A 19,057-nucleotide genomic window follows, 5' to 3' on the forward strand; every position below is an offset into this window, starting at 1 on the left:
ATCCCAGAGTCAACAATGTTAGGATGGTTAGCGATTGATAATGACGGTAACAAGCATGTTAGACAATGTTTTGAGAATTGCCACACGCCAAAGCCCTCTCGCGCTCTGGCAGGCACATTATGTGAAGCAGCGCCTTGAGGCCTGCCACAGTGGATTGCGCGTCGAGCTGGTGCCGATGGTCACGCGCGGTGACGTGATCCTCGATACGCCCCTGGCGAAAGTGGGCGGCAAAGGCCTGTTTGTCAAAGAACTGGAACTGGCATTGCTTGAGAACCGCGCCGATATCGCCGTACATTCGATGAAAGACGTACCCGTCGAGTTCCCGGAAGGGTTGGGGCTGGTGACCATCTGCGAGCGCGAAGATCCGCGCGATGCGTTTGTCTCTAACCACTATGACTCCCTCGACGCGCTGCCAGAAGGTAGCGTGGTTGGCACGTCCAGTTTACGCCGTCAGTGTCAGCTGGCGGAACGTCGTCCTGACCTGATCATTCGCTCGCTGCGCGGTAACGTCGGCACGCGTCTGGGCAAGCTGGATAACGGCGATTACGATGCCATTATCCTCGCCGTTGCCGGCCTGAAGCGTCTGGGGCTTGAGTCGCGCATTCGTGTGGCGTTACCGCCAGAGCTGTCGCTGCCGGCCGTGGGCCAGGGTGCCGTCGGCATCGAGTGCCGTCTGGACGATGCGCGTACCCGCGAACTGCTCGCACCGCTGAACCATGACGATACCGCTACCCGCGTAAAAGCCGAGCGTGCGATGAATACCCGCCTCGAAGGGGGATGCCAGGTTCCAATTGGCAGCTATGCTGAATTGACGAATGGCGAACTGTGGCTGCGCGCGCTGGTAGGCGCCCCGGACGGTTCGCAGATGGTGCGCGGCGAACGTCGCGGTAAAGCGCAAGATGCCGAGCAGCTTGGCGTTTCGCTGGCCGAAGAGTTACTGGATAACGGCGCCCGCGAGATTTTGGCTGACGTTTACAATGGAGAACCCCCTGCATGAGTATTCTCGTCACCCGCCCTTCTCCCGCAGGAGAGCAATTAGTGAGCCGTCTGCGCGCACTGGGGCAGGTGGCCTGGAGTTTTCCGCTCATAGAATTCTCCCCCGGTCGCGAGCTCTCTGCGCTCGCCGACCAGATGGATACCCTTCAGGACGGCGACCTGCTGTTTGCGCTGTCGCAACATGCCGTGGAATTTGCCCACGCGCAGCTGCAACAGCAGGGTTTGACCTGGCCAACCGCCCCCCGCTATTTCGCGATTGGCCGTACAACGGCCCTGGCGCTGCATACCGTAAGCAGCGCGGACGTTCGTTACCCGTTAGATCGGGAAATCAGTGAAGTCTTGCTACAATTACCTGAATTACAAACTGTTGCCGGAAAGCGTGCGCTCATTTTGCGCGGTAATGGTGGCCGCGAACTGCTGGGCGAAACGCTGCGTGAACGTGGTGCAGACGTGACGTTCATTGAGTGCTATCAGCGCTGTGCAAAACACTACGATGGCGCGGAAGAGGCGATGCGCTGGCACGCGCGCGGCGTTAATACGCTGGTGGTCACCAGCGGTGAAATGTTACAACAGCTTTGGTCGCTGATACCGCTTTGGTATCGCGAAAACTGGTTACTCCGCTGTCGGCTTCTGGTCGTCAGTGAGCGTCTGGCGAACCAGGCCCGGGAACTGGGCTGGCAGGATATTCGGATCGCTGATAACGCCGACAACGATGCGCTGCTGCGCGCATTACAATAACTCTCAAATGGGAAGCCATAATGACGGAACACGACAAATCCTCCGCCGTGGTTGAAGAGACCAGGGAGACTGTGGAGACGACGCCACAGCCAGAGACGACAGAGAAAACCGCTGAGAAGAAAAACGGCAGCAACAAAACGAGCCTCACGCTGAGCGCGATTGCCATCGCCATTGCGCTGGCAGCGGGGGTTGGCCTGTACGGTCTGGTGAAGCAACAGGGTGCTAATCAAACGTCCACCAGCGATGCGCTGGTGAATCAACTCACTGCCCTGCAAAAAGAGCAGGAGACGCAGAAATCCGAGCTGGAAGCCGTGATTAAGCAACAGGCCGCCGCGCTTGCCGAAGCGAACAGCAAACAGGAAGAGCTGACCAAACAGTTGGGTGAAGTACAGCAAAAAGTCGCCACCATTTCCGGCACCGATGCCAAAACCTGGCTGCTCTCGCAGGCCGACTTCCTGGTGAAGCTCGCCGGACGTAAGCTCTGGAGCGATCAGGACGTCACCACTGCCGCGGCGCTGCTGAAAAGCGCCGATGCGAGCCTGGCAGACATGAACGATCCAAGCCTTATCACCGCCCGTCGCGCGATCACCGAAGACATCGCCAGCCTCTCCGCCGTCTCACAGGTGGACTACGACGGCATTATCCTCAAGGTGAATCAGCTTTCGAATCAGATTGATAACCTGCAGCTGGCGGATAACAACGACGACGACTCCCCGATGGATTCCGACGGTACCGAACTTTCCAGCTCGCTGAGCGAATGGCGCATAAACCTGCAGAAAAGCTGGCAGAACTTTATGGACAGCTTTATCACTATCCGCCGTCGCGACGAAACCGCCGTGCCGCTGCTGGCACCGAACCAGGACATCTATCTGCGCGAGAACATTCGTTCCCGTCTACTGGTGGCGGCGCAGGCCGTACCGCGTCATCAGGAAGAGACCTACAAGCAGGCGCTGGATAACGTCTCAACGTGGGTGCGTGCGTATTACAACACGGATGACGCGACGACCACGGCCTTCCTGGAAGACATCGATAAGCTGAGCCAGCAAAACATCACCATGAACGTGCCGGATAAGCTGGCCAGCCAGCCGATTCTGGAGAAGCTGATGCAAACGCGCGTGCGTAATCTGCTGGCACAGCCGGGCGTACCGGCAGAGCAGACGAGCGGAGCAGCACCTGCTCCTGCGCCTGAAAGCGCACCGCAAGGAGAGTAATGATGCTAAAAGTCCTCTTACTCTTCATCCTGCTGATCGCCGGGATCGTCCTCGGGCCTATGCTTGCGGGGCATCAGGGTTACGTCCTGATCCAGACCGATAACTACAACATTGAAACCAGCGTAACGGGTCTGACGATCATTCTGATCCTCGGCGTGGTGGTGCTGTTTGCGATCGAGTGGATCCTGCGCCGTATTTTCCGTACCGGTGCCCATACGCGCGGCTGGTTCGTTGGCCGTAAGCGCCGCCGCGCCCGTAAACAGACCGAGCAGGCGCTGCTTAAGCTCGCAGAGGGTGATTATCAGCAGGTTGAAAAGCTGATGTCGAAAAACGCCGACCACGCCGAACAGCCGGTGGTGAACTATCTGCTGGCGGCCGAAGCAGCGCAGCAGCGCGGTGATGAAGCACGCGCCAATCAGCACCTGGAACGGGCGGCTGAGCTGGCTCACGGCGACCCGATTCCGGTGGAAATCACGCGCGTTCGTCTGCAGCTGGCACGTAATGAGAATCACGCGGCTCGCCACGGCATCGACCGCCTGCTGGAAGTCGCGCCACGTCATCCGGAAGTGCTGCGCCTTGCCGAGCAGGCCTACATCCGTACCGGCGCCTGGGGCTCACTGCTGGACATCATTCCATCGATGGCGAAGGCCGAGGTGGGCGACGATGAACATCGTGACGAGCTTCAGCGTCTGGCGTGGATTGGCCTGATGGATCAGGCGCGCGCTGACCTGGGCAGCGACGGTCTGAAAACGTGGTGGAAGAATCAGAGCCGGAAAACGCGTCAGCAGGTTCCTCTGCAGGTGGCGATGGCGGAACATCTTATTGAATGTGACGATCACGACACGGCTCAGGAGATCCTCCTCGACGGTCTGAAGCGCCAGTACGACGATCGTCTGGTGATGGTGATCCCGCGCCTGAAAACCAACAATCCTGAGCAAATCGAAAAAGTGCTGCGTCAGCAGATTAAAACCGTTGGCGATCGTCCACTGCTGTGGAGCACGCTCGGCCAGTCGTTGATGAAGCACGGCGAATGGCAGGAGGCGAGCCTCGCCTTCCGTGCAGCGCTCAAGCAGCGTCCGGACGCGTTTGACTACGCATGGCTTGCCGATACGCTGGACAAGCAGCATAAGCCGGAAGAAGCGGCCGCCATGCGCCGTGATGGGCTTTTGCTGACGCTGCAAAATAACGGTACGCAGCAGTAATTAATCAGGAGGCCAGATGGCCTCCTTTTTTTATCGCCTTTCTCCTGCTACATTCTTTACACCCGCATCCACAAACGAACCCGCCAATGTAACGATATCTTTTCATTAACTTTTTTTCACACACGCGCACATTCTGCAGCGTGGATTAAATCGTTTTTGAAAGGAAAGCGTCATGAACTCGCTTTTATATGCGCTTATTGAAGCGCTGCGCGGCCACCGCTGGCTGCGCCTGCTTGCCTGTGCTTTTATCTTTTCTTCGTTGGGGAATGGCTTAACCCAGGTTGTGGTCTTCGGCTTGCTGTTAGCGTGGTCAGCTCCGCCCGCTCTGCTCACCCTTGCTTTTCTTTTCGCTACGGTACCGGGATTTATCGGCAGTACGATCGGCGAAAAGCTGTGCTCACGCTGTTCTCCAATATCCCTGCTGATACTGACCGAAGGGCTGGGCCTGCTCGCCCTGCTCTTTCCCCTGCTTGGTGTGGGTTATCACAGCGTTGCCGCATTACTCGCCGTACAATCCACCGAGGCGCTGCTCAGCGGGATGAGCTGGCCCGCGCTGACGTTGCTCTTCAAGCGCGGCCTCAGTGAAGCAGAGCTGTCTGCTGCGACCTGTCTGGAAAATGTGATTTTTGCCTCGCAGGTATTGTTAGGGACCGGCCTGGGCGTGGTGCTGTTCCAGAAGACTTCCGTGTTTACCCTGCTGGCCATAGATGCCGCCAGCTTTCTCGGGTCACTGCTCATGCTATGGCTGGCTGGACGCCGGTTTTCTGCGCCATCACTCACGCCCCCCGAGGAAGAGGAAGCCCCTGCGGCATTACGCTGGCGGACGTTGACCGTTCGGCAGAAACGCAGCCTGCTCATCCTGCCGTCGCTGGCGGCCGTCGGCTCACCGGCCATGGCGCTGCTTCCGGCGCTGGCACAGCAAATCCATCCTCAGGATGCGGCGGGGCTTGCTCTGCCGCTGCTTTTCGCAAGGAGCATGGGACAACTTTGCGGCCCCATGCTGATAAAAAAGAGAGCCTGACGCGCTTTGCCGCTCACACGCCGCGCATCATCGTTTGTCTCGGTATCTTTCTGACCGGTTATGGTGTGCTACCGTTTTTGTCCGGGTGGACGGCATGTGCGCTGAGCATGATCTTTATCGCGCATCTGGCCTCGAATATTCTCTTCGCAGCGGGCACGTTTGGCGTACTCAGTAGTTTTCATCTCACGCAAACCGCTTCAGCCAGCGGGAAAGCCTGGCGCTGGCAAACGCTCAGCGCCTCTCTTTTCACCGGTATTGCAGCGATGGTGGCTGTTGGGCTTGGCTCAGTGCTGGCGCTCTATACGGTCTCGTCAGTTGCCCTGCTGTTGGTCGCCCTGATCATGCGCAGGTATCGGGAATAAGGCATAAAAAAACGCCTGCTATAAAAGCAGGCGTTAAAACAGGTCTGTAAGACAACATATTTGGTGCTTCACTCAACGTTATGTCCATGGTGTCTGATGAGGCCGAAGCGACATCTGTCAGTGGACGATAAGCACCGTAAATGGCTCTGCGTCATTCCTGAGTTTATGAGGCACTAAGGCGAACATAAGAGATGGAATGAGCATCTACACGCATATTATTGCACGTAACGTGCCAACATGACACCCAGAACTTTTACATGACGCAACATTTTAAGATAAAAGGAAATTATGCTGTTAAGTAACGTCTTAAGCACTACAACGTATCGGGAAAAGGCGGGAAGATGTCGCCAGGAGGAGACAGCAAAACCCATAAACAGTTATTTACCTAACTTTCAATGAGTTATATGTCGCTGGATTGCGACAATGAAAAAGGACGTTGTGGGGGAATGACGACAGGGATGAAGAATTGCAGAAAACAAAAAACCCCGCCGAAGCGGGGTTCAAAATTGGTCGGCGAGAGAGGATTCGAACCTCCGACCCACTGGTCCCAAACCAGTTGCGCTACCAAGCTGCGCTACTCGCCGATGTACTGCTTTTTTGAATTTTTAGTTCAATTCATTTAAAAAGTCGTGGTGCGAGGGGGGGACTCGAACCCCCACATCCAAAGGACACTAACACCTGAAGCTAGCGCGTCTACCAATTCCGCCACCTTCGCAATTCACAACTCTTTCAAATAATGGGGTGGCTAATGGGATTCGAACCCACGACAACTGGAATCACAATCCAGGGCTCTACCAACTGAGCTATAGCCACCACTGTATTCTTTCACGCGGTACTGACTACTTCTCAGACCACCGCAGCTCCAGCACCGGGTTAATGGTGCGCCCGACAGGATTCGAACCTGAGACCTCTGCCTCCGGAGGGCAGCGCTCTATCCAGCTGAGCTACGGGCGCTTAGCGCCGTTGCGGGGCTGGATATTACGTACCTCCGTCCCCGCTGTCTAGTGCTTTTTTGAAAAAAATGCGCGTTTGGTTATGGTTTGCACATTTTGCCGCTTATTCCTCCACTTTCTGCGTGGTGGCACGGCGGCCCAGGCCAAAAAGCTTATATGCGGCCGTCACAGCCGCCAGGAAGATCACCCCGACAAACAGCGACATGCGGGTATCTTCATTAAAGTACATCCCGATTAATACGCAAATCAGGAACGCCATCGTCAAATAGTTCGCATAGGGGAACAGAATTGAGCGGAACGGATGGCTTTCAATCGCCTTTTTGTGCGCATGACGGAAGCGCAGCTGGCTGATGAGGATAACAAACCACGGCACCATGCCCGGCAGTACGCTGGCGCTATAGACGTAAACGAACACCCGCTGCGGGTTAGGAATGATGTAATTCAGGCAAGAGCCAATCAGCAGGATCGCAATGGAGACCGCCACCCCCGCCACCGGCACCCCGGCACGTGAGACTTTACTCATCGCCGCAGGCAACTGGTTGTTCTTCGAGAGCGCATAGAGCATACGTCCGCAGCTGTACATCCCACTGTTACAGCCTGACAACGCTGCCGTCAGGACCACAAAGTTGATGATACCCGCCGCCGCCGTGATACCAATTTTGGCGAAGGTTAAAACAAACGGGCTGCCGGTCGCGCCAATTTCGTTCCACGGGAAGATGGTTACGATAACGAAGATTGCACCCACATAGAAAATCAGGATGCGCCACAGCACTTTGCCTACCGCGCTACGCAGTGTGACCTGCGGGTTTTTCGCTTCACCGGCGGTAATGCCGATCAGCTCCACGCCCTGATACGAGGCCACAACGATACACAGCGCCGTCAGGAAGCCCTTCCAGCCGCCAGCGAAGAAGCCGCCGTTTTCGGTCAGGTTGCCAAAGCCGATAGCGTGTCCACCGTTGCCAAAGCCGAAGAAAATCACGCCCAGGCCGACGACAATCATCACGATAATCGTGGTGACTTTGATCATTGCGAACCAGAACTCAATTTCACCGTAAAGGCGCACGGCGGCCAGGTTTGCCAGTGCCACCAGCCCCACGGCAATGAGCGCGGGTATCCACTGGACCATGTCCGGGAACCAGAACTGGACGTAGACCCCTATCGCGGTGATCTCTGAGATGCCCACCGCCATCCACATAAACCAGTATGACCAGGCCGTCAGGTAGCCAAAGAACGGGCTCATATAACGATGCGCGTAAACGGCGAACGAGCCGGTTACCGGCTCCAGGAAGAGCATTTCGCCCATGGAACGCATAATGAAGAAAACAAACAGCCCGGCGATAATATACGCCAGTAATACGGAAGGGCCTGCCCATTTGAGCGTACTTGCGGAACCCATAAACAGGCCCACGCCGATAGTGCCGCCCAGCGCTATCAGTTCAATATGACGAGCTTCCAGCCCACGCTGTAGCTCCGGTTTTTTCTCTGCCATAGATCCTCGATTGTGTTTGCTGTTTCCCGGCTTAAGACCGGGTATTGTTTTTTAGGGGTACTAAAATACGGAGCGAATGGTTTCTTAAAATCGGCCAAATGGCAAACGATGCATTAAAAAAATGAATGCATTGCACAGATTGTCAGCAGTTTTGCAGGCGAGTTGCAGCGCGAATAGCATATCGCGCTACATTTTGATTACATTTTCCCGGTGTAATGCCAGGCGAGGTAGCGAAGCAGACGGATCTGTCGTTTAATGCGCGTCGGTTGCGATAGCAGGCGGTACAGCCACTCCAGCCCCAGATTTTGCCAGACCCTGGGCGCACGCTTAACGTGGCCGGTAAAGACGTCGTACGTACCGCCAACGCCCATGTAGAGGGCATCCGGACAGACCAGACGGCAGTCACGCATCAGGATCTCCTGGCGCGGGGACCCCATCGCCACGGTGACAATTTTCGCCCCGCTGTCACGAACGCGCTCAAACAGCGCCTGCCGATCTTCCGGTTTGAAGTAACCATCCTGGCTGCCGACGATATTAACATTCCATTGACGACGCAGTTTCTCCTCCGTCTGGGCCAGTATCTCCGGCTTACCGCCAATCAGGAACACGGGCGTGTCCTGCGCACCTGCGCGGGCCATAAGCTGCTCCCAGAGATCGGCCCCCGCCACGCGGGAAATATTAGCGTCAGGATACTTTTTACGGATAGAGCGGACCACGCTGATCCCGTCCGCATATTTAAATTCAGCCGCTTCAATCAGGCTTTTGACTTCCGCATTATCCTCAACCGCCAGCATTTTTTCCGCGTTGATGGCCACCAGCGTACCGGATTTCATCTGGCCGTCGGCAAACAGAAAGTCCAGCGCGTGCTGCATGTCGCGCCAGCCAATAAGCTGCAGGCCACGTAGCGCATAGCGCGGTGCAGAAATTTTATCAGTCATTACTATCCTTACTCAGACTTGCGACAGCGTTGTGCTGCCCTGCCGCTCGCGCTTGTGCACAAGCCCTGCGCTGTCAAACAGCCAGTACAGCAGTTTGGCCAGTAACAGGCAGACGCCGAAAACGACCATGAAGAACACCACGCGCGACACGAATGAATCCAACCCTTCGCGCGCCAGAACGATCATATTGAAAATGGCACCAAAGCAGAAACTGTGCAAAATGGCGGCTTTATAGCGGTTGGTCTCTTCGTTGCCACGCACATAAAGCCAGTCGAACCACTTGATAATCAGCCCCACGGCAACCGCCCCGGGCAGAATGAACCACGCCCCGCCCATCACCACCAGGGAACCAATCAGCGTTGGCGAGATTGCCAGACCGGAATGGTTGTTCAGCACTTCCCAGGTAAAATAGTTCGCGGTATTGAGCACCACACCAGGCCGGTCCGGCCAAAGCCAGGAAGGGATAAAGACGTAGAAGTCGCGAACAATCGGCGCCAGCCCCTGGAAATCAATCTTGTCGTAGTTTTGCAGCAGCAATGCCAGGTTTTCCCACGGCGAGAACGTATCGCGCGTCAGGTAGAGGAACGTGTAAAACGCCTCATCTCCCGCCACGTTCATCCCATAGCGCTTCAGCGCCAGCCAGAACATCCCCACTATGCCAAACACTCCTGCCGCAACCAGCATCCACAGCGAGATCCAGCCGCGAATGATGCCGATAAACAGGAAGATCGCGAAGGCGATAATAATGTTCGCGCGCGTACCGCCCACAATCATGTAGGTCAGGATGCCAAACGCGACGGTGCTGACCAGGAAGAACAGCCACGCTTTGCTGTCCTGACGCAGGAAAAAGATCACCAGCATCGCCGGAATGAAGAAGTAGAAGAAACGCTTAAGCGCCACGCCCGAGACTTCGGCTGAAAAAATCTGGCTGTAGGAGTGGAGCTTAAACAGCAGGAAGCCGTTATGCATGAAGAAGATACCGACGCTGACCAGGGCGATGGTCATCAGCATCACCCACGTCAGGTGAGTCTCCACCCGATTCATGGTAAAAAGCGCCCGACGCGGGGCTGTAGCCTGCGCTGAACGCAGACGCGTTTTATAGGTAACGTAGTAGACCGCATAGAAACAGGTCGCCGCCAGAAGCGCCTGGAGCAGGATTTCCGGCGGCGCGACGCTCACGTCAAAACGGAAGACCAGAATGCTGGTGAGCGGGAAGCCGAAAAAGAAGGTCAGCAGAAACAGTAACGAGAAGAAAACGTTAAAGTTGAAGCGCACCCGGCGGAATTCAAACCAGGTAAGCGTGGCGATAAACAGGGTGCTCAGAAGCCAGACAACCAGTAAGCCGCTGAATTGCAACTGACTCATGCTTTGTCTCCTGACGCGATACGCAGCGCGCGGTGCCACGGCGTGAGGTAATTCGGGCTGAAAAAATCGATGCTATTTTTATCCACCAGCGTGAGCTGGCGCTGAGCTTCACGTACCACCTCGACATTTAGCGCATCTGAGGTAAACAGCACCGGAATATGCTGCTCGGCCATGTCCTGCCAGAACGGGTTGTCGCGGTTGAGCACGCACGGTACCCCCGCCTGAATCAGCAGACACAGCGTGCCGATTCCCTGCTGTCGGGCAAAGATGAAATAGCCAAGATCGCATTTTCTCAGCAGCGCAAGATATTCATCAAATTCCAGCTTATCGCTAAGGATGTGCAGATTTTCTGCACTAAACAGCGCAAGTCCCTGTTGCCGAACCTCATCAATATAGGCGTCGTTGTTGGCGGGATAGCCCATCGGCACCACCACGTTCACCGTGTCGCCGAACTGCTGATGCACTGCCCTGAGCGCCGAAACGTGTTCGTTACTGCGATCGCCGGAATTCCCCACCAGGATCGTTAGCTTGCCTTCACGCACCGTGTCATTCGCCATGGTGTTCAGCGCCGGATCCATGCGGGTGGGGAAATAGAGGAGTTCTCCGCGCACGCTCGGGTGCTGTTTAGCAAAATAGTTGAGATCGCCACGGGTGGCAAACACACAGCCTACGCGCCCCTGCGCCATGCGGCGTAAGGGATAGAAAAGACGGAATTTCCAGCCGCGGGAGACTTCGTAGAGATCGGCTCCCCAGATATGCCAGCTGCACTGGGAGGGTTTAATCCCTCCGCTGAGAAGCGCCAGCCACAGGCCGGTATTAAACTGCCCGTGGAAAAAGAAACGTTGCTTACGATCCGCTTTGGCTTTGGCAACAACCGCCTTCGCCAGTGAGGCCTTATCCGGCCAGAAGCGAATAGCGAGCGCCGGAAATGCTGCGCTCAGGCCCTTATCCTGACCTGCAACCATAAACTCACGCGCATCGGGATTACCCGATGCCAGCTCGTCGTTGAAGAACCGCAAAACGGTCTGGTTATGGTGTGGGATATCCGATCCCAGGATGTGAATCAGTGCAGTCATGCGCGTTTACGCCACAATAAAAATACGCCGCAACAGGCAGCGAAATAAACGATATAGGTTGCCATGTAGGCCTGAGCCGCCCCCAGCGCACCGTATGCGGGTATCAGCCAGTGTGAAAATGCTGTCAGTAACGCAAACTGGCTAATTTCCGCCAGGATATACAGCCGCAGGGACGCTTTTGCAATCACCAGATAGCCGAAAACGTAAGCACCCACTTTCAGCACATCGCCCACCAGCTGCCAGGCAAACAGATCGCGCATGGCGGTGAACTTCGCCGAGAACAGCAGCCAGATGGCGACATCACGCAATAACCAGACGGTCAAGCTGGCAGCTGCAACCGCTGGCAACACGAAGCGCAGCGATCGGAAAATCTCACGGGTAATATCCTGCCTGGACGTCAGACGCGATAATGTTGGCAGCAAATAAACGCTAAAGGAAGCCGTAATAAACTGGAGGTAGGCGTCGGAAATGCTGCTTACGCCCTGCCAGATCCCCACTTCATCCCAGCTATAATGCGCCGCCAGCAGGTTTCGCATCATCACGTAGGCCACCGGCAGCGTGACGGAGGTAATGAGCGCCATCAGGGTAAATTTACCCAACTGACTGGCAAGCACTTTATCCCATTGCGGTTTCAGGTAGCTCAGCGGGATGACGCCCCGACGCATCAGCATAAGCGCCGCAGGCACAACAACCAGAGCCGGGACCAGCGCCAGTCCGAGCAGCGCGCCTTCATAGCCTCCCAGGCGATAGCAGAAGTAGTAGGCAATCACGCCGATGATGCTGCCCAGAATTAAGGCAAGCGCGTTCCCGGCAGCATCACGAAACCCTTTCATCAGCGCCAGCAGCAGGTTAGCCCAGGCAATGCCCATCTGGACCAACGCCACCAGACGCACCAGCCCCTGGTAATGGGTGTGCCCGAACAAGCCCTGGCTGATAGGGGCCGCCGCCAGCAGAAAGATAATCGCCATCAGGGTCGAAAAACCCGTGACCATCGCCGAAGAGGTGCCCACGACTCTGCGAAGCTGAGCCGCATCATCGTGATACTGCGCAACGTATTTGGTCACGCCGTTAAAAATACCGGCACCGGCCAGCACCCCAAGGACGGTGACAAGCTGGCGGAAATTACCCGCCAGTCCCACACCAGAGGGGCCAAATGAGACCGCCAGCAGCTTGACAACCAGCAGCCCGGCACCAATTTTTACAAGCGTGGACGCGGCGGTCCACACCGATGCTTTTGCCAGAGACATATCAGCCGAAATAACTCAGGAGGGTATTAATCACCGTACGCTGGTTAACTGGCGCGAGGTTGTAGAACAGTGGCAGACGAAGCAAACGCTCACTTTCTTTGGTGGTGTAACGGTCTTCACCCGCGAACACCCCAAACGTTTCACCCGCCGGGCTGGAGTGCAACGGGATATAGTGGAATACCGCCATAATTTCGGCTTCTTTCAGCCAGGCAATGAGCTGGCTGCGGTCGTCGTTATCGCGTAGCTTGATGTAGAACATATGCGCGTTGTGGACGCAATCAGCCGGAATGGTTGGCAGCTCAATACGCCCGGCTTTGGCCAGAGGCTCAAGGGCATCGTAATAGGTTTGCCACAGGGAGAGACGCTGCAGGTTGATACGTTCCGCCGCTTCCAGCTGCGCCCACAGGTACGCCGCCTGCAGATCCGCCATCAGATAGCTTGAACCAATATCGCGCCAGGTGTATTTGTCCACCTGGCCGCGGAAGAACTGGCTGCGGTTGGTGCCTTTTTCGCGGATCACTTCCGCACGCTCCACGAGCGCCTGGTCGTTAATCAGCGTCGCGCCACCTTCTCCGCCTGCCGTGTAGTTTTTGGTTTCGTGGAAGCTAAAGCAGCCGATGTGGCCGATGGTACCCAGCGCGCGTCCCTTGTAGGTAGACATCACGCCCTGCGCGGCATCTTCCACCACAAACAGATCATGTTTTTTGGCGATGGCCATGATGGTATCCATTTCACAGGCCACGCCCGCGTAGTGAACCGGCACGATCGCGCGTGTTTTATCGGTGATCGCCGCTTCAATCAGCGTCTCATCAATGTTCATGGTATCCGGTCGGATATCCACAAAAACGATTTTCGCCCCGCGCAGAACAAACGCGTTCGCGGTGGAAACGAAGGTATAGCTCGGCATGATCACTTCATCACCGGGCTGGATATCCAGCAGCAGTGCCGCCATTTCCAGCGATGCCGTACAGGACGGGGTCAGCAGCACTTTGGCGCTGCGAAAACGCTGTTCCATCCACTGCTGACAGCGACGGGTAAAACCACCGTCACCGCAGAGTTTGCCGCTGCCCATGGCAGACTGCATATAGTCGAGTTCAGTTCCGACGACGGGTGGTGCGTTAAATGGAATCATCTTGTCACCTGTATAACCAGTAGGCGGTGGCGTCGATGTTGGCACCACTCGCAATATAACGTTTAAGCGCGGCGGTGTTGCCCAGTTGGGTCGCGACCCGCAGCGTCACAAGCTGTTGCTGCTGCGCCCAGTGCAGCGCCGCCTGCATGAGTTTCTCACCCATGCCGCGCCCGGCTAATAAGCCGATACGCGCCTCGCGCGCGTTGAGCTTACGCAGCGAGACGAACCCCTGGATTTGACCGTCCCCTGCACGGAAAACCAGGCAGACGTGGTCAAAGGTGCCTTTGACGGCATTCTCTATCCACTGGGCATAGAAACGCCCGCTATCGTCAGGCGCATACCAGGGCGCACGAAAGCGGCTCTGCGCAAACGCCTGAGCCGCCATCCGACGCAGCACGGGGATATCCTGTTCCGTTGCAATTTCCGCGCCGGACGCATCGTGCCGGGTGAGGGTAATGGAAAGATCGACCTCACCTTCAACCAGCTGAAAGCCGTGCTGCTGGAGCGCGTCAAGCAGATCGACGCGCTCCGCCGGAATCTTCGCCTGCACCCGTTGCCAGGCGATAAAATCCGATTCAGCCAGTACCGGCGCGTCATCGCGCAGACGCACGATGGCCGATGGCAGGCCGAAAAAGACACTTTCCCACTGCAGGGACTCGAGCACCCCATTCAGGCTATTCAACGCCAGACACCTTTGGTATCCACAATATACTGCTGACGAACGGCATCGCCGGACGTCGCTTTAAACTCTTTATGATCTACCAGCAGCACCAGCACGTCCGCCGCCGCCAGCGCGTCATCCAGCGCCGTCAGCGTGCAGTGCCCCGCCAGTTTTGCCGGTAATTCATGGATATTCGGCTCAACCACCAGCGTTTCGCCCTTGTGCCATTCAGCAATCATCTCGGCAATTTCCATCGCCGGGCTTTCACGCAGATCGTCAATATTGGGTTTAAATGCCAGACCAAAGCAGGCAATTTTCAGCTCGCTGGCGCGCTTGCCGCTCTCTGCCAGACAATCCGCTACCGTCGCTTTAACCTGATTGAGCACCCAGTGAGGCTTGCTGTCGTTCACTTCGCGCGCGGTGCGAATCAGGCGCGCCTGCGCCGGATTCTGCGCCACGATAAACCACGGATCGACGGCGATACAGTGTCCGCCTACTCCCGGGCCTGGCTGGAGAATGTTGACGCGCGGATGGCGATTCGCCAGGCTAATCAGCTCCCAGACGTTAATCCCCTGATCGGCGCAGATCAGCGACAGTTCGTTCGCAAAAGCGATATTGACGTCGCGGAAGCTGTTTTCCGTCAGCTTGCACATCTCGGCGGTGCGGGAGTTGGTCACCACACATTCACCTTCCAGGAAAATCTTATACAGCGCGCTGGCACGTTCGGAACAGACGGGCGTCATACCGCCAATGACGCGGTCGTTTTTAATCAGTTCGACCATGACCTGGCCCGGCAGCACGCGCTCCGGACAGTAGGCGATGTTGATATCCGCCTGCTCCCCCGCTTGCTGCGGGAAGCTTAAATCAGGGCGCGCGTCGGCCAGCCACTGTGCCATCTGCTCGGTAGCACCAACCGGAGAGGTCGATTCCAGGATCACCAGTGCCCCTTTCTTCAGCACAGGTGCGATGGATTTTGCCGCCGCCTCGACAAAAGCCATGTCGGGCTCGTGGTCACCTTTAAAGGGTGTTGGAACGGCAATCAGGTAGGCATCTGCTTCCACAGGGGTCGTGCTGGCACGCAGGAAGCCTCCGTCCACAGCCTCTTTCACCACGCGGTCAAGATCGGGCTCGACAATATGAATTTCGCCACGGTTAATGGTTTCCACCGCGCGTGCGTTGATATCCACACCGACAACCTGTTTTTGACGAGAGGCAAACGCCGCCGCGGTGGGCAAGCCAATGTAGCCAAGACCAATGACAGAGATGGTAGTAAAACTCATAGCGATACCCGATTGTGTTTAAGTGCATGCAAAATACGACCACAAGCCTGCCCGTCGCCATACGGATTATGGGCCCGGCTCATCGCCTGATACGCTTCATCGTCGTGCAGCAGGCGCGTGACCTCTTCGACGATCAGCTGTGCGTTGGTGCCGACCAGACGCACCGTACCGGCTTTGACGGCTTCCGGACGTTCGGTCGTTTCACGCATCACCAGTACCGGTTTGCCGAGGGATGGCGCTTCTTCCTGAATTCCGCCGGAATCGGTGAGGATCAGCCAGGCATGGTTCATCAGCCAGACAAACGGCATGTAGTCCTGCGGTTCGATCAGCAGGACGTTTTCGACGTGGCCCAGAATACGATTGACCGGCTCGCTGACGTTAGGGTTAAGGTGTACTGGATAGACAATTTGCACATCGTCGTTCTGCGCGGCGATTTCAGCCAGCGCATGGCAGATTTGCTCAAAACCCCGGCCAAAGCTTTCGCGTCGATGACCAGTGACCAGAATGGTTTTTTTGCCGTTGTGGAGGAACGGATAGCGGGCTGCGAGCTCTTTCTGAAGATCGCTATTTGCCAGGACGCGGTCACGTACCCAAATTAACGCGTCAATGACCGTATTGCCGGTCACAAAGATTTTATTATCGGCGATATTTTCACGCAGCAGGTTTTGACGAGAGTTTTCCGTTGGCGCAAAGTGGTACATCGCCAGATGGCCCGTTAACGTGCGGTTGGCCTCTTCCGGCCACGGTGAATAAAGATTGCCGGTACGCAGCCCCGCCTCAACATGTCCCACGGGAATTCGCTGGTAGAACGCGGCCAGGCTTGTCGCCACGGTAGTGGTGGTATCACCGTGTACCAGCACCACGTCAGGCTTAAATGACTCCAGGATCGGCTTAAGTTCTTGCAGAATGCGACAGGTTATCTCCGTTAACCCTTGCCCCGGTTTCATAATATTGAGGTCGTAATCCGGGACGATGGAGAAGAGGGTTAAAACCTGATCGAGCATCTCCCGGTGCTGGGCCGTGACGCACACTTTCGCTTCAATATCAGGATCGCAGGCCAGCGCATGAACCAGAGGTGCCATCTTAATGGCCTCCGGCCTGGTGCCAAATACGGTTAGTACTTTCACATCGATTCTCTTCGATTAGGCGATGAAGGCCGCAGCCTTCATCGTAGACGGCGTTCTTAGTTTTTGCGACGACGCGTTAACGCCACGCCTGCGCCCGTCAGTGCGCCTACAATCCCCCACATGATCATCAGGAATGCACGACGCGGACTATCGCGTTTTACAGGTTCTTCAGGCGTTCGCAAATAACGATAGGTCTGAAAACGCGGGTCCAGGGATGGACCGACATTAAGCGTATTGAGCATCGCGCGATTTTGATCGTAATCGAGGTCAAAATCAGGGCCAACGGCCTTCAGGTTTTCCAGACGCGCCTGCAGCATGGGGCGACCAAGGAGGAACATCTCTGAATCAGGCAGCTCATCAGCCGGTACGTCCGTCTCAGTACGGGAAATATTGTGCTGTTCCGCAATTTTCAGCGCCTGCTCAATATTGTGTACACGACGAGCAAAAATGGCTTTAGCCACCTCTTCCTGACGTTTCACCTGCGCTTTCATCTGGATGGTACGAGCCGCCCAGGCGCCTTTAAGCTCTTCGTTAAGATGGCTTGCGGCACGCTGACTGGCAAACGCAACATACTGACGCAACAGGTTGTTGGCATCCGGCGCAGTTTCTGCAATTAGCTTGACGCTGTCATTCACGTTACGCAGCGCATCGCCCGGCATAAACTGGATATTGTTAATCAGATCGTCCAGCAGGGCGGCATCGGCTTTGGTGTTATCAACCCGACGCTGCTTGTAGTAATCCGTCTGGGACCAGAAATCGCGGCGGGTATCCCACGAAGCCAGCTGCATCACAAACTCTTTATAGGCTTCATCCATAACGGAGGCCTGGTCTGGCGTTGCAAGACTGGCTTTGATATCCAGATTTCGCAGGAATTGCTGCTGGGAATAGTATCCCCCGAGCATGTTAACCGTTGGTTTGTCCGTGATTGCCGTGGCGCTCCACTCTTGTTTTGCAAAGAATGTATAGGCCAGCGCTAACAGTGCAAACCCCAGCGCGATCCCGGCAATCCAAAGTTTGCCTGCCCATAACACGCGAAACAAACCCCGAATATCCAGTTCATTCTCAGTTACCACTGATTTCGCTCCCGCCAACGGTTGAGTCATCATAGTCCCGGTTTTACTTAGTTAATGTTGTATTTTTGCCACTGTTACGACGCATCCTGCGTTTAAGACGTTTAATAAATCGCGCCACTTTCCATGCGCGCTTAATGCAGTAGCCGTACAGGAAAAATGCCAGCAAGAATAATGCCAACATAACCCACTCAGGAATAATATGAGAATATTCTGCAGCTACACCAATCGCGGCTAAAATAGCGGCGGCCAGCGTAATCAGTACAAACGCCTGACGAGATGTAAAACCCGCGCGCATGATGAGATGATGAATGTGTTGGCGGTCGGGAGAGAAAGGACTCATTCCTTTGCGCAGGCGGCGGTACATAATCGCCACCATATCCATTAATGGAATGGCAATAATCCACAGCGCTGTTACAGGGCTTATCGGATGGGTCTGGCCCTGAGTGGTTTCAAGCAGGATCCAGATAACCGTAAAACCAATCAGCGTACTGCCCGCGTCTCCCATAAAGACTTTATAGCGACGGCCCAGCACACCGAGGTTTAAGAGGATATAAGGCAGAATGGCGGCAATCATGGCGAAACACCACATTGCCAGACTGTACTGGCCATCAAACCATAAAATAATGCCGATAGCGGCGAACGAGACGGATGACAACCCACCGAGCAGGCCGTCAATGCCATCCACCATGTTGAAAGCATTGATTGCCGCCCAGACGGCAAAGAGTGTCAGGAAGAAGCCAAATGGGCCCAGAACTAACTCCCAGGGGCCAAACACATAGCCGAGGCTTCGCAGATACAGTCCGCCCACAACCATCATCACCACGCCAATGCCCGCCTGAACGGTGGCGCGTATTTTCACCGCGATATCAAACCGGTCATCAAGAGCCCCGACTAACACCAGGACACCGGCGCAGGCAATGTAGAGGGCGGCATGCGGGATATAATAATCGGCAATACCAAACGTGAAGCAAATTCCTGCGTAAACAGATATCCCGCCGACTAAAGGAATAAGTCCCTGATGGCGTTTACGAAAATTAGGCTTATCCACCAACCCTATTCGTTTTGCCACCTTACGCGCAATGAACAAAAAACAGGTTGTGAATAAAAAAATACTGATCAGTTCAGTAACGGCGGTGAATAGATTCACAATGGATTGCTCTCAACAAATGTTAGTCCCGGAAGTATA

At 55.7% G+C, this 19,057-nt stretch carries 15 protein-coding genes, 4 tRNA genes and 1 pseudogene; 5 read left to right on the top strand and 15 right to left on the bottom strand.

What is annotated here, in order from left to right:
* Positions 1-55: 55 nt before the first annotated feature.
* From hemC to ACMGG5_RS05075, 5 genes and pseudogenes are all read left to right on the top strand, one after another.
* On the top strand, positions 56-997 hold the full coding sequence (gene hemC / locus ACMGG5_RS05055; RefSeq protein ID WP_032646077.1) for a hydroxymethylbilane synthase: 942 nt from the start codon (positions 56-58) through the stop codon (positions 995-997).
* Positions 994-1,734: a uroporphyrinogen-III synthase gene (gene hemD, locus ACMGG5_RS05060; protein ID WP_420277579.1), complete on the top strand. Its 741-nt coding sequence runs from the start codon at positions 994-996 to the stop codon at positions 1,732-1,734. The genes hemC and hemD overlap by 4 nt, the downstream gene beginning before the upstream one ends.
* 20 nt (positions 1,735-1,754) lie before the next feature.
* Positions 1,755-2,945, top strand: coding sequence for a uroporphyrinogen-III C-methyltransferase (hemX, locus tag ACMGG5_RS05065; RefSeq protein ID WP_420277580.1), 1,191 nt, complete (start codon positions 1,755-1,757; stop codon positions 2,943-2,945).
* A 2-nt stretch (positions 2,946-2,947) separates the two neighbouring features.
* Complete coding sequence (hemY, locus tag ACMGG5_RS05070) at positions 2,948-4,147, top strand: protoheme IX biogenesis protein HemY (RefSeq protein ID WP_008501551.1); 1,200 nt, start codon at positions 2,948-2,950, stop codon at positions 4,145-4,147.
* 172 nt (positions 4,148-4,319) lie between these two features.
* Positions 4,320-5,530 (top strand): annotated as a pseudogene (locus tag ACMGG5_RS05075) (MFS transporter).
* A 507-nt stretch (positions 5,531-6,037) separates the two neighbouring features.
* On the opposite strand, the gene ACMGG5_RS05080 reads toward ACMGG5_RS05075, so the two are convergent.
* The 15 genes from ACMGG5_RS05080 to wecA all read right to left on the bottom strand — a co-directional run bounded on the left by ACMGG5_RS05080 (position 6,038) and on the right by wecA (position 19,018).
* Positions 6,038-6,114, bottom strand: a tRNA-Pro gene (locus ACMGG5_RS05080).
* Positions 6,115-6,160: 46 nt separating this feature from the next.
* Positions 6,161-6,245 (bottom strand) — tRNA-Leu (locus ACMGG5_RS05085).
* Positions 6,246-6,267: 22 nt separating this feature from the next.
* A tRNA-His gene (locus ACMGG5_RS05090) sits at positions 6,268-6,343 on the bottom strand.
* Between the two features lie 64 nt (positions 6,344-6,407).
* Positions 6,408-6,484 (bottom strand) — tRNA-Arg (locus tag ACMGG5_RS05095).
* A 102-nt stretch (positions 6,485-6,586) separates the two neighbouring features.
* Positions 6,587-7,972: a bifunctional threonine/serine APC transporter ThrP gene (gene thrP / locus ACMGG5_RS05100; RefSeq protein WP_420277581.1), complete on the bottom strand. Its 1,386-nt coding sequence runs from the start codon at positions 7,970-7,972 to the stop codon at positions 6,587-6,589.
* 197 nt (positions 7,973-8,169) lie between these two features.
* Positions 8,170-8,910: a lipopolysaccharide N-acetylmannosaminouronosyltransferase gene (gene wecG / locus ACMGG5_RS05105; RefSeq protein WP_420277582.1), complete on the bottom strand. Its 741-nt coding sequence runs from the start codon at positions 8,908-8,910 to the stop codon at positions 8,170-8,172.
* 12 nt (positions 8,911-8,922) lie between these two features.
* Entirely contained in the window at positions 8,923-10,275 is a 1,353-nt protein-coding gene (gene wzyE, locus ACMGG5_RS05110; protein WP_048989608.1) for an ECA oligosaccharide polymerase, read from the bottom strand.
* On the bottom strand, positions 10,272-11,351 hold the full coding sequence (locus tag ACMGG5_RS05115) for a TDP-N-acetylfucosamine:lipid II N-acetylfucosaminyltransferase (RefSeq protein ID WP_420277583.1): 1,080 nt from the start codon (positions 11,349-11,351) through the stop codon (positions 10,272-10,274). The genes wzyE and ACMGG5_RS05115 overlap by 4 nt, the downstream gene beginning before the upstream one ends.
* On the bottom strand, positions 11,348-12,598 hold the full coding sequence (gene wzxE / locus ACMGG5_RS05120) for a lipid III flippase WzxE (RefSeq protein ID WP_420277584.1): 1,251 nt from the start codon (positions 12,596-12,598) through the stop codon (positions 11,348-11,350). The genes ACMGG5_RS05115 and wzxE overlap by 4 nt, the downstream gene beginning before the upstream one ends.
* Before the next feature lies 1 nt (position 12,599).
* Positions 12,600-13,730, bottom strand: a complete 1,131-nt coding sequence (gene rffA / locus ACMGG5_RS05125) for a dTDP-4-amino-4,6-dideoxygalactose transaminase (RefSeq protein WP_420277585.1) — start codon at positions 13,728-13,730, stop codon at positions 12,600-12,602.
* Between the two features lie 4 nt (positions 13,731-13,734).
* On the bottom strand, positions 13,735-14,412 hold the full coding sequence (gene rffC / locus ACMGG5_RS05130; RefSeq protein ID WP_420277586.1) for a dTDP-4-amino-4,6-dideoxy-D-galactose acyltransferase: 678 nt from the start codon (positions 14,410-14,412) through the stop codon (positions 13,735-13,737).
* On the bottom strand, positions 14,409-15,671 hold the full coding sequence (gene wecC / locus ACMGG5_RS05135) for a UDP-N-acetyl-D-mannosamine dehydrogenase (RefSeq protein ID WP_420277587.1): 1,263 nt from the start codon (positions 15,669-15,671) through the stop codon (positions 14,409-14,411). Before wecC ends, rffC begins: the two co-directional genes overlap by 4 nt.
* Positions 15,668-16,798, bottom strand: a complete 1,131-nt coding sequence (gene wecB / locus ACMGG5_RS05140; RefSeq protein ID WP_024907964.1) for a non-hydrolyzing UDP-N-acetylglucosamine 2-epimerase — start codon at positions 16,796-16,798, stop codon at positions 15,668-15,670. The genes wecC and wecB overlap by 4 nt, the downstream gene beginning before the upstream one ends.
* 56 nt (positions 16,799-16,854) lie before the next feature.
* Positions 16,855-17,901 carry an ECA polysaccharide chain length modulation protein gene (gene wzzE, locus ACMGG5_RS05145; RefSeq protein ID WP_024907963.1) on the bottom strand — a complete coding sequence of 349 codons (1,047 nt, stop codon included), beginning with the start codon at positions 17,899-17,901 and terminating at the stop codon, positions 16,855-16,857.
* 13 nt (positions 17,902-17,914) lie between these two features.
* Entirely contained in the window at positions 17,915-19,018 is a 1,104-nt protein-coding gene (wecA, locus tag ACMGG5_RS05150) for a UDP-N-acetylglucosamine--undecaprenyl-phosphate N-acetylglucosaminephosphotransferase (RefSeq protein ID WP_024907962.1), read from the bottom strand.
* Positions 19,019-19,057 lie beyond the last annotated feature (39 nt).

Origin of the sequence: Enterobacter sp. BNK-34, assembly GCF_048684445.1 — a bacterium.
GTDB lineage: Bacteria > Pseudomonadota > Gammaproteobacteria > Enterobacterales > Enterobacteriaceae > Enterobacter > Enterobacter pseudoroggenkampii.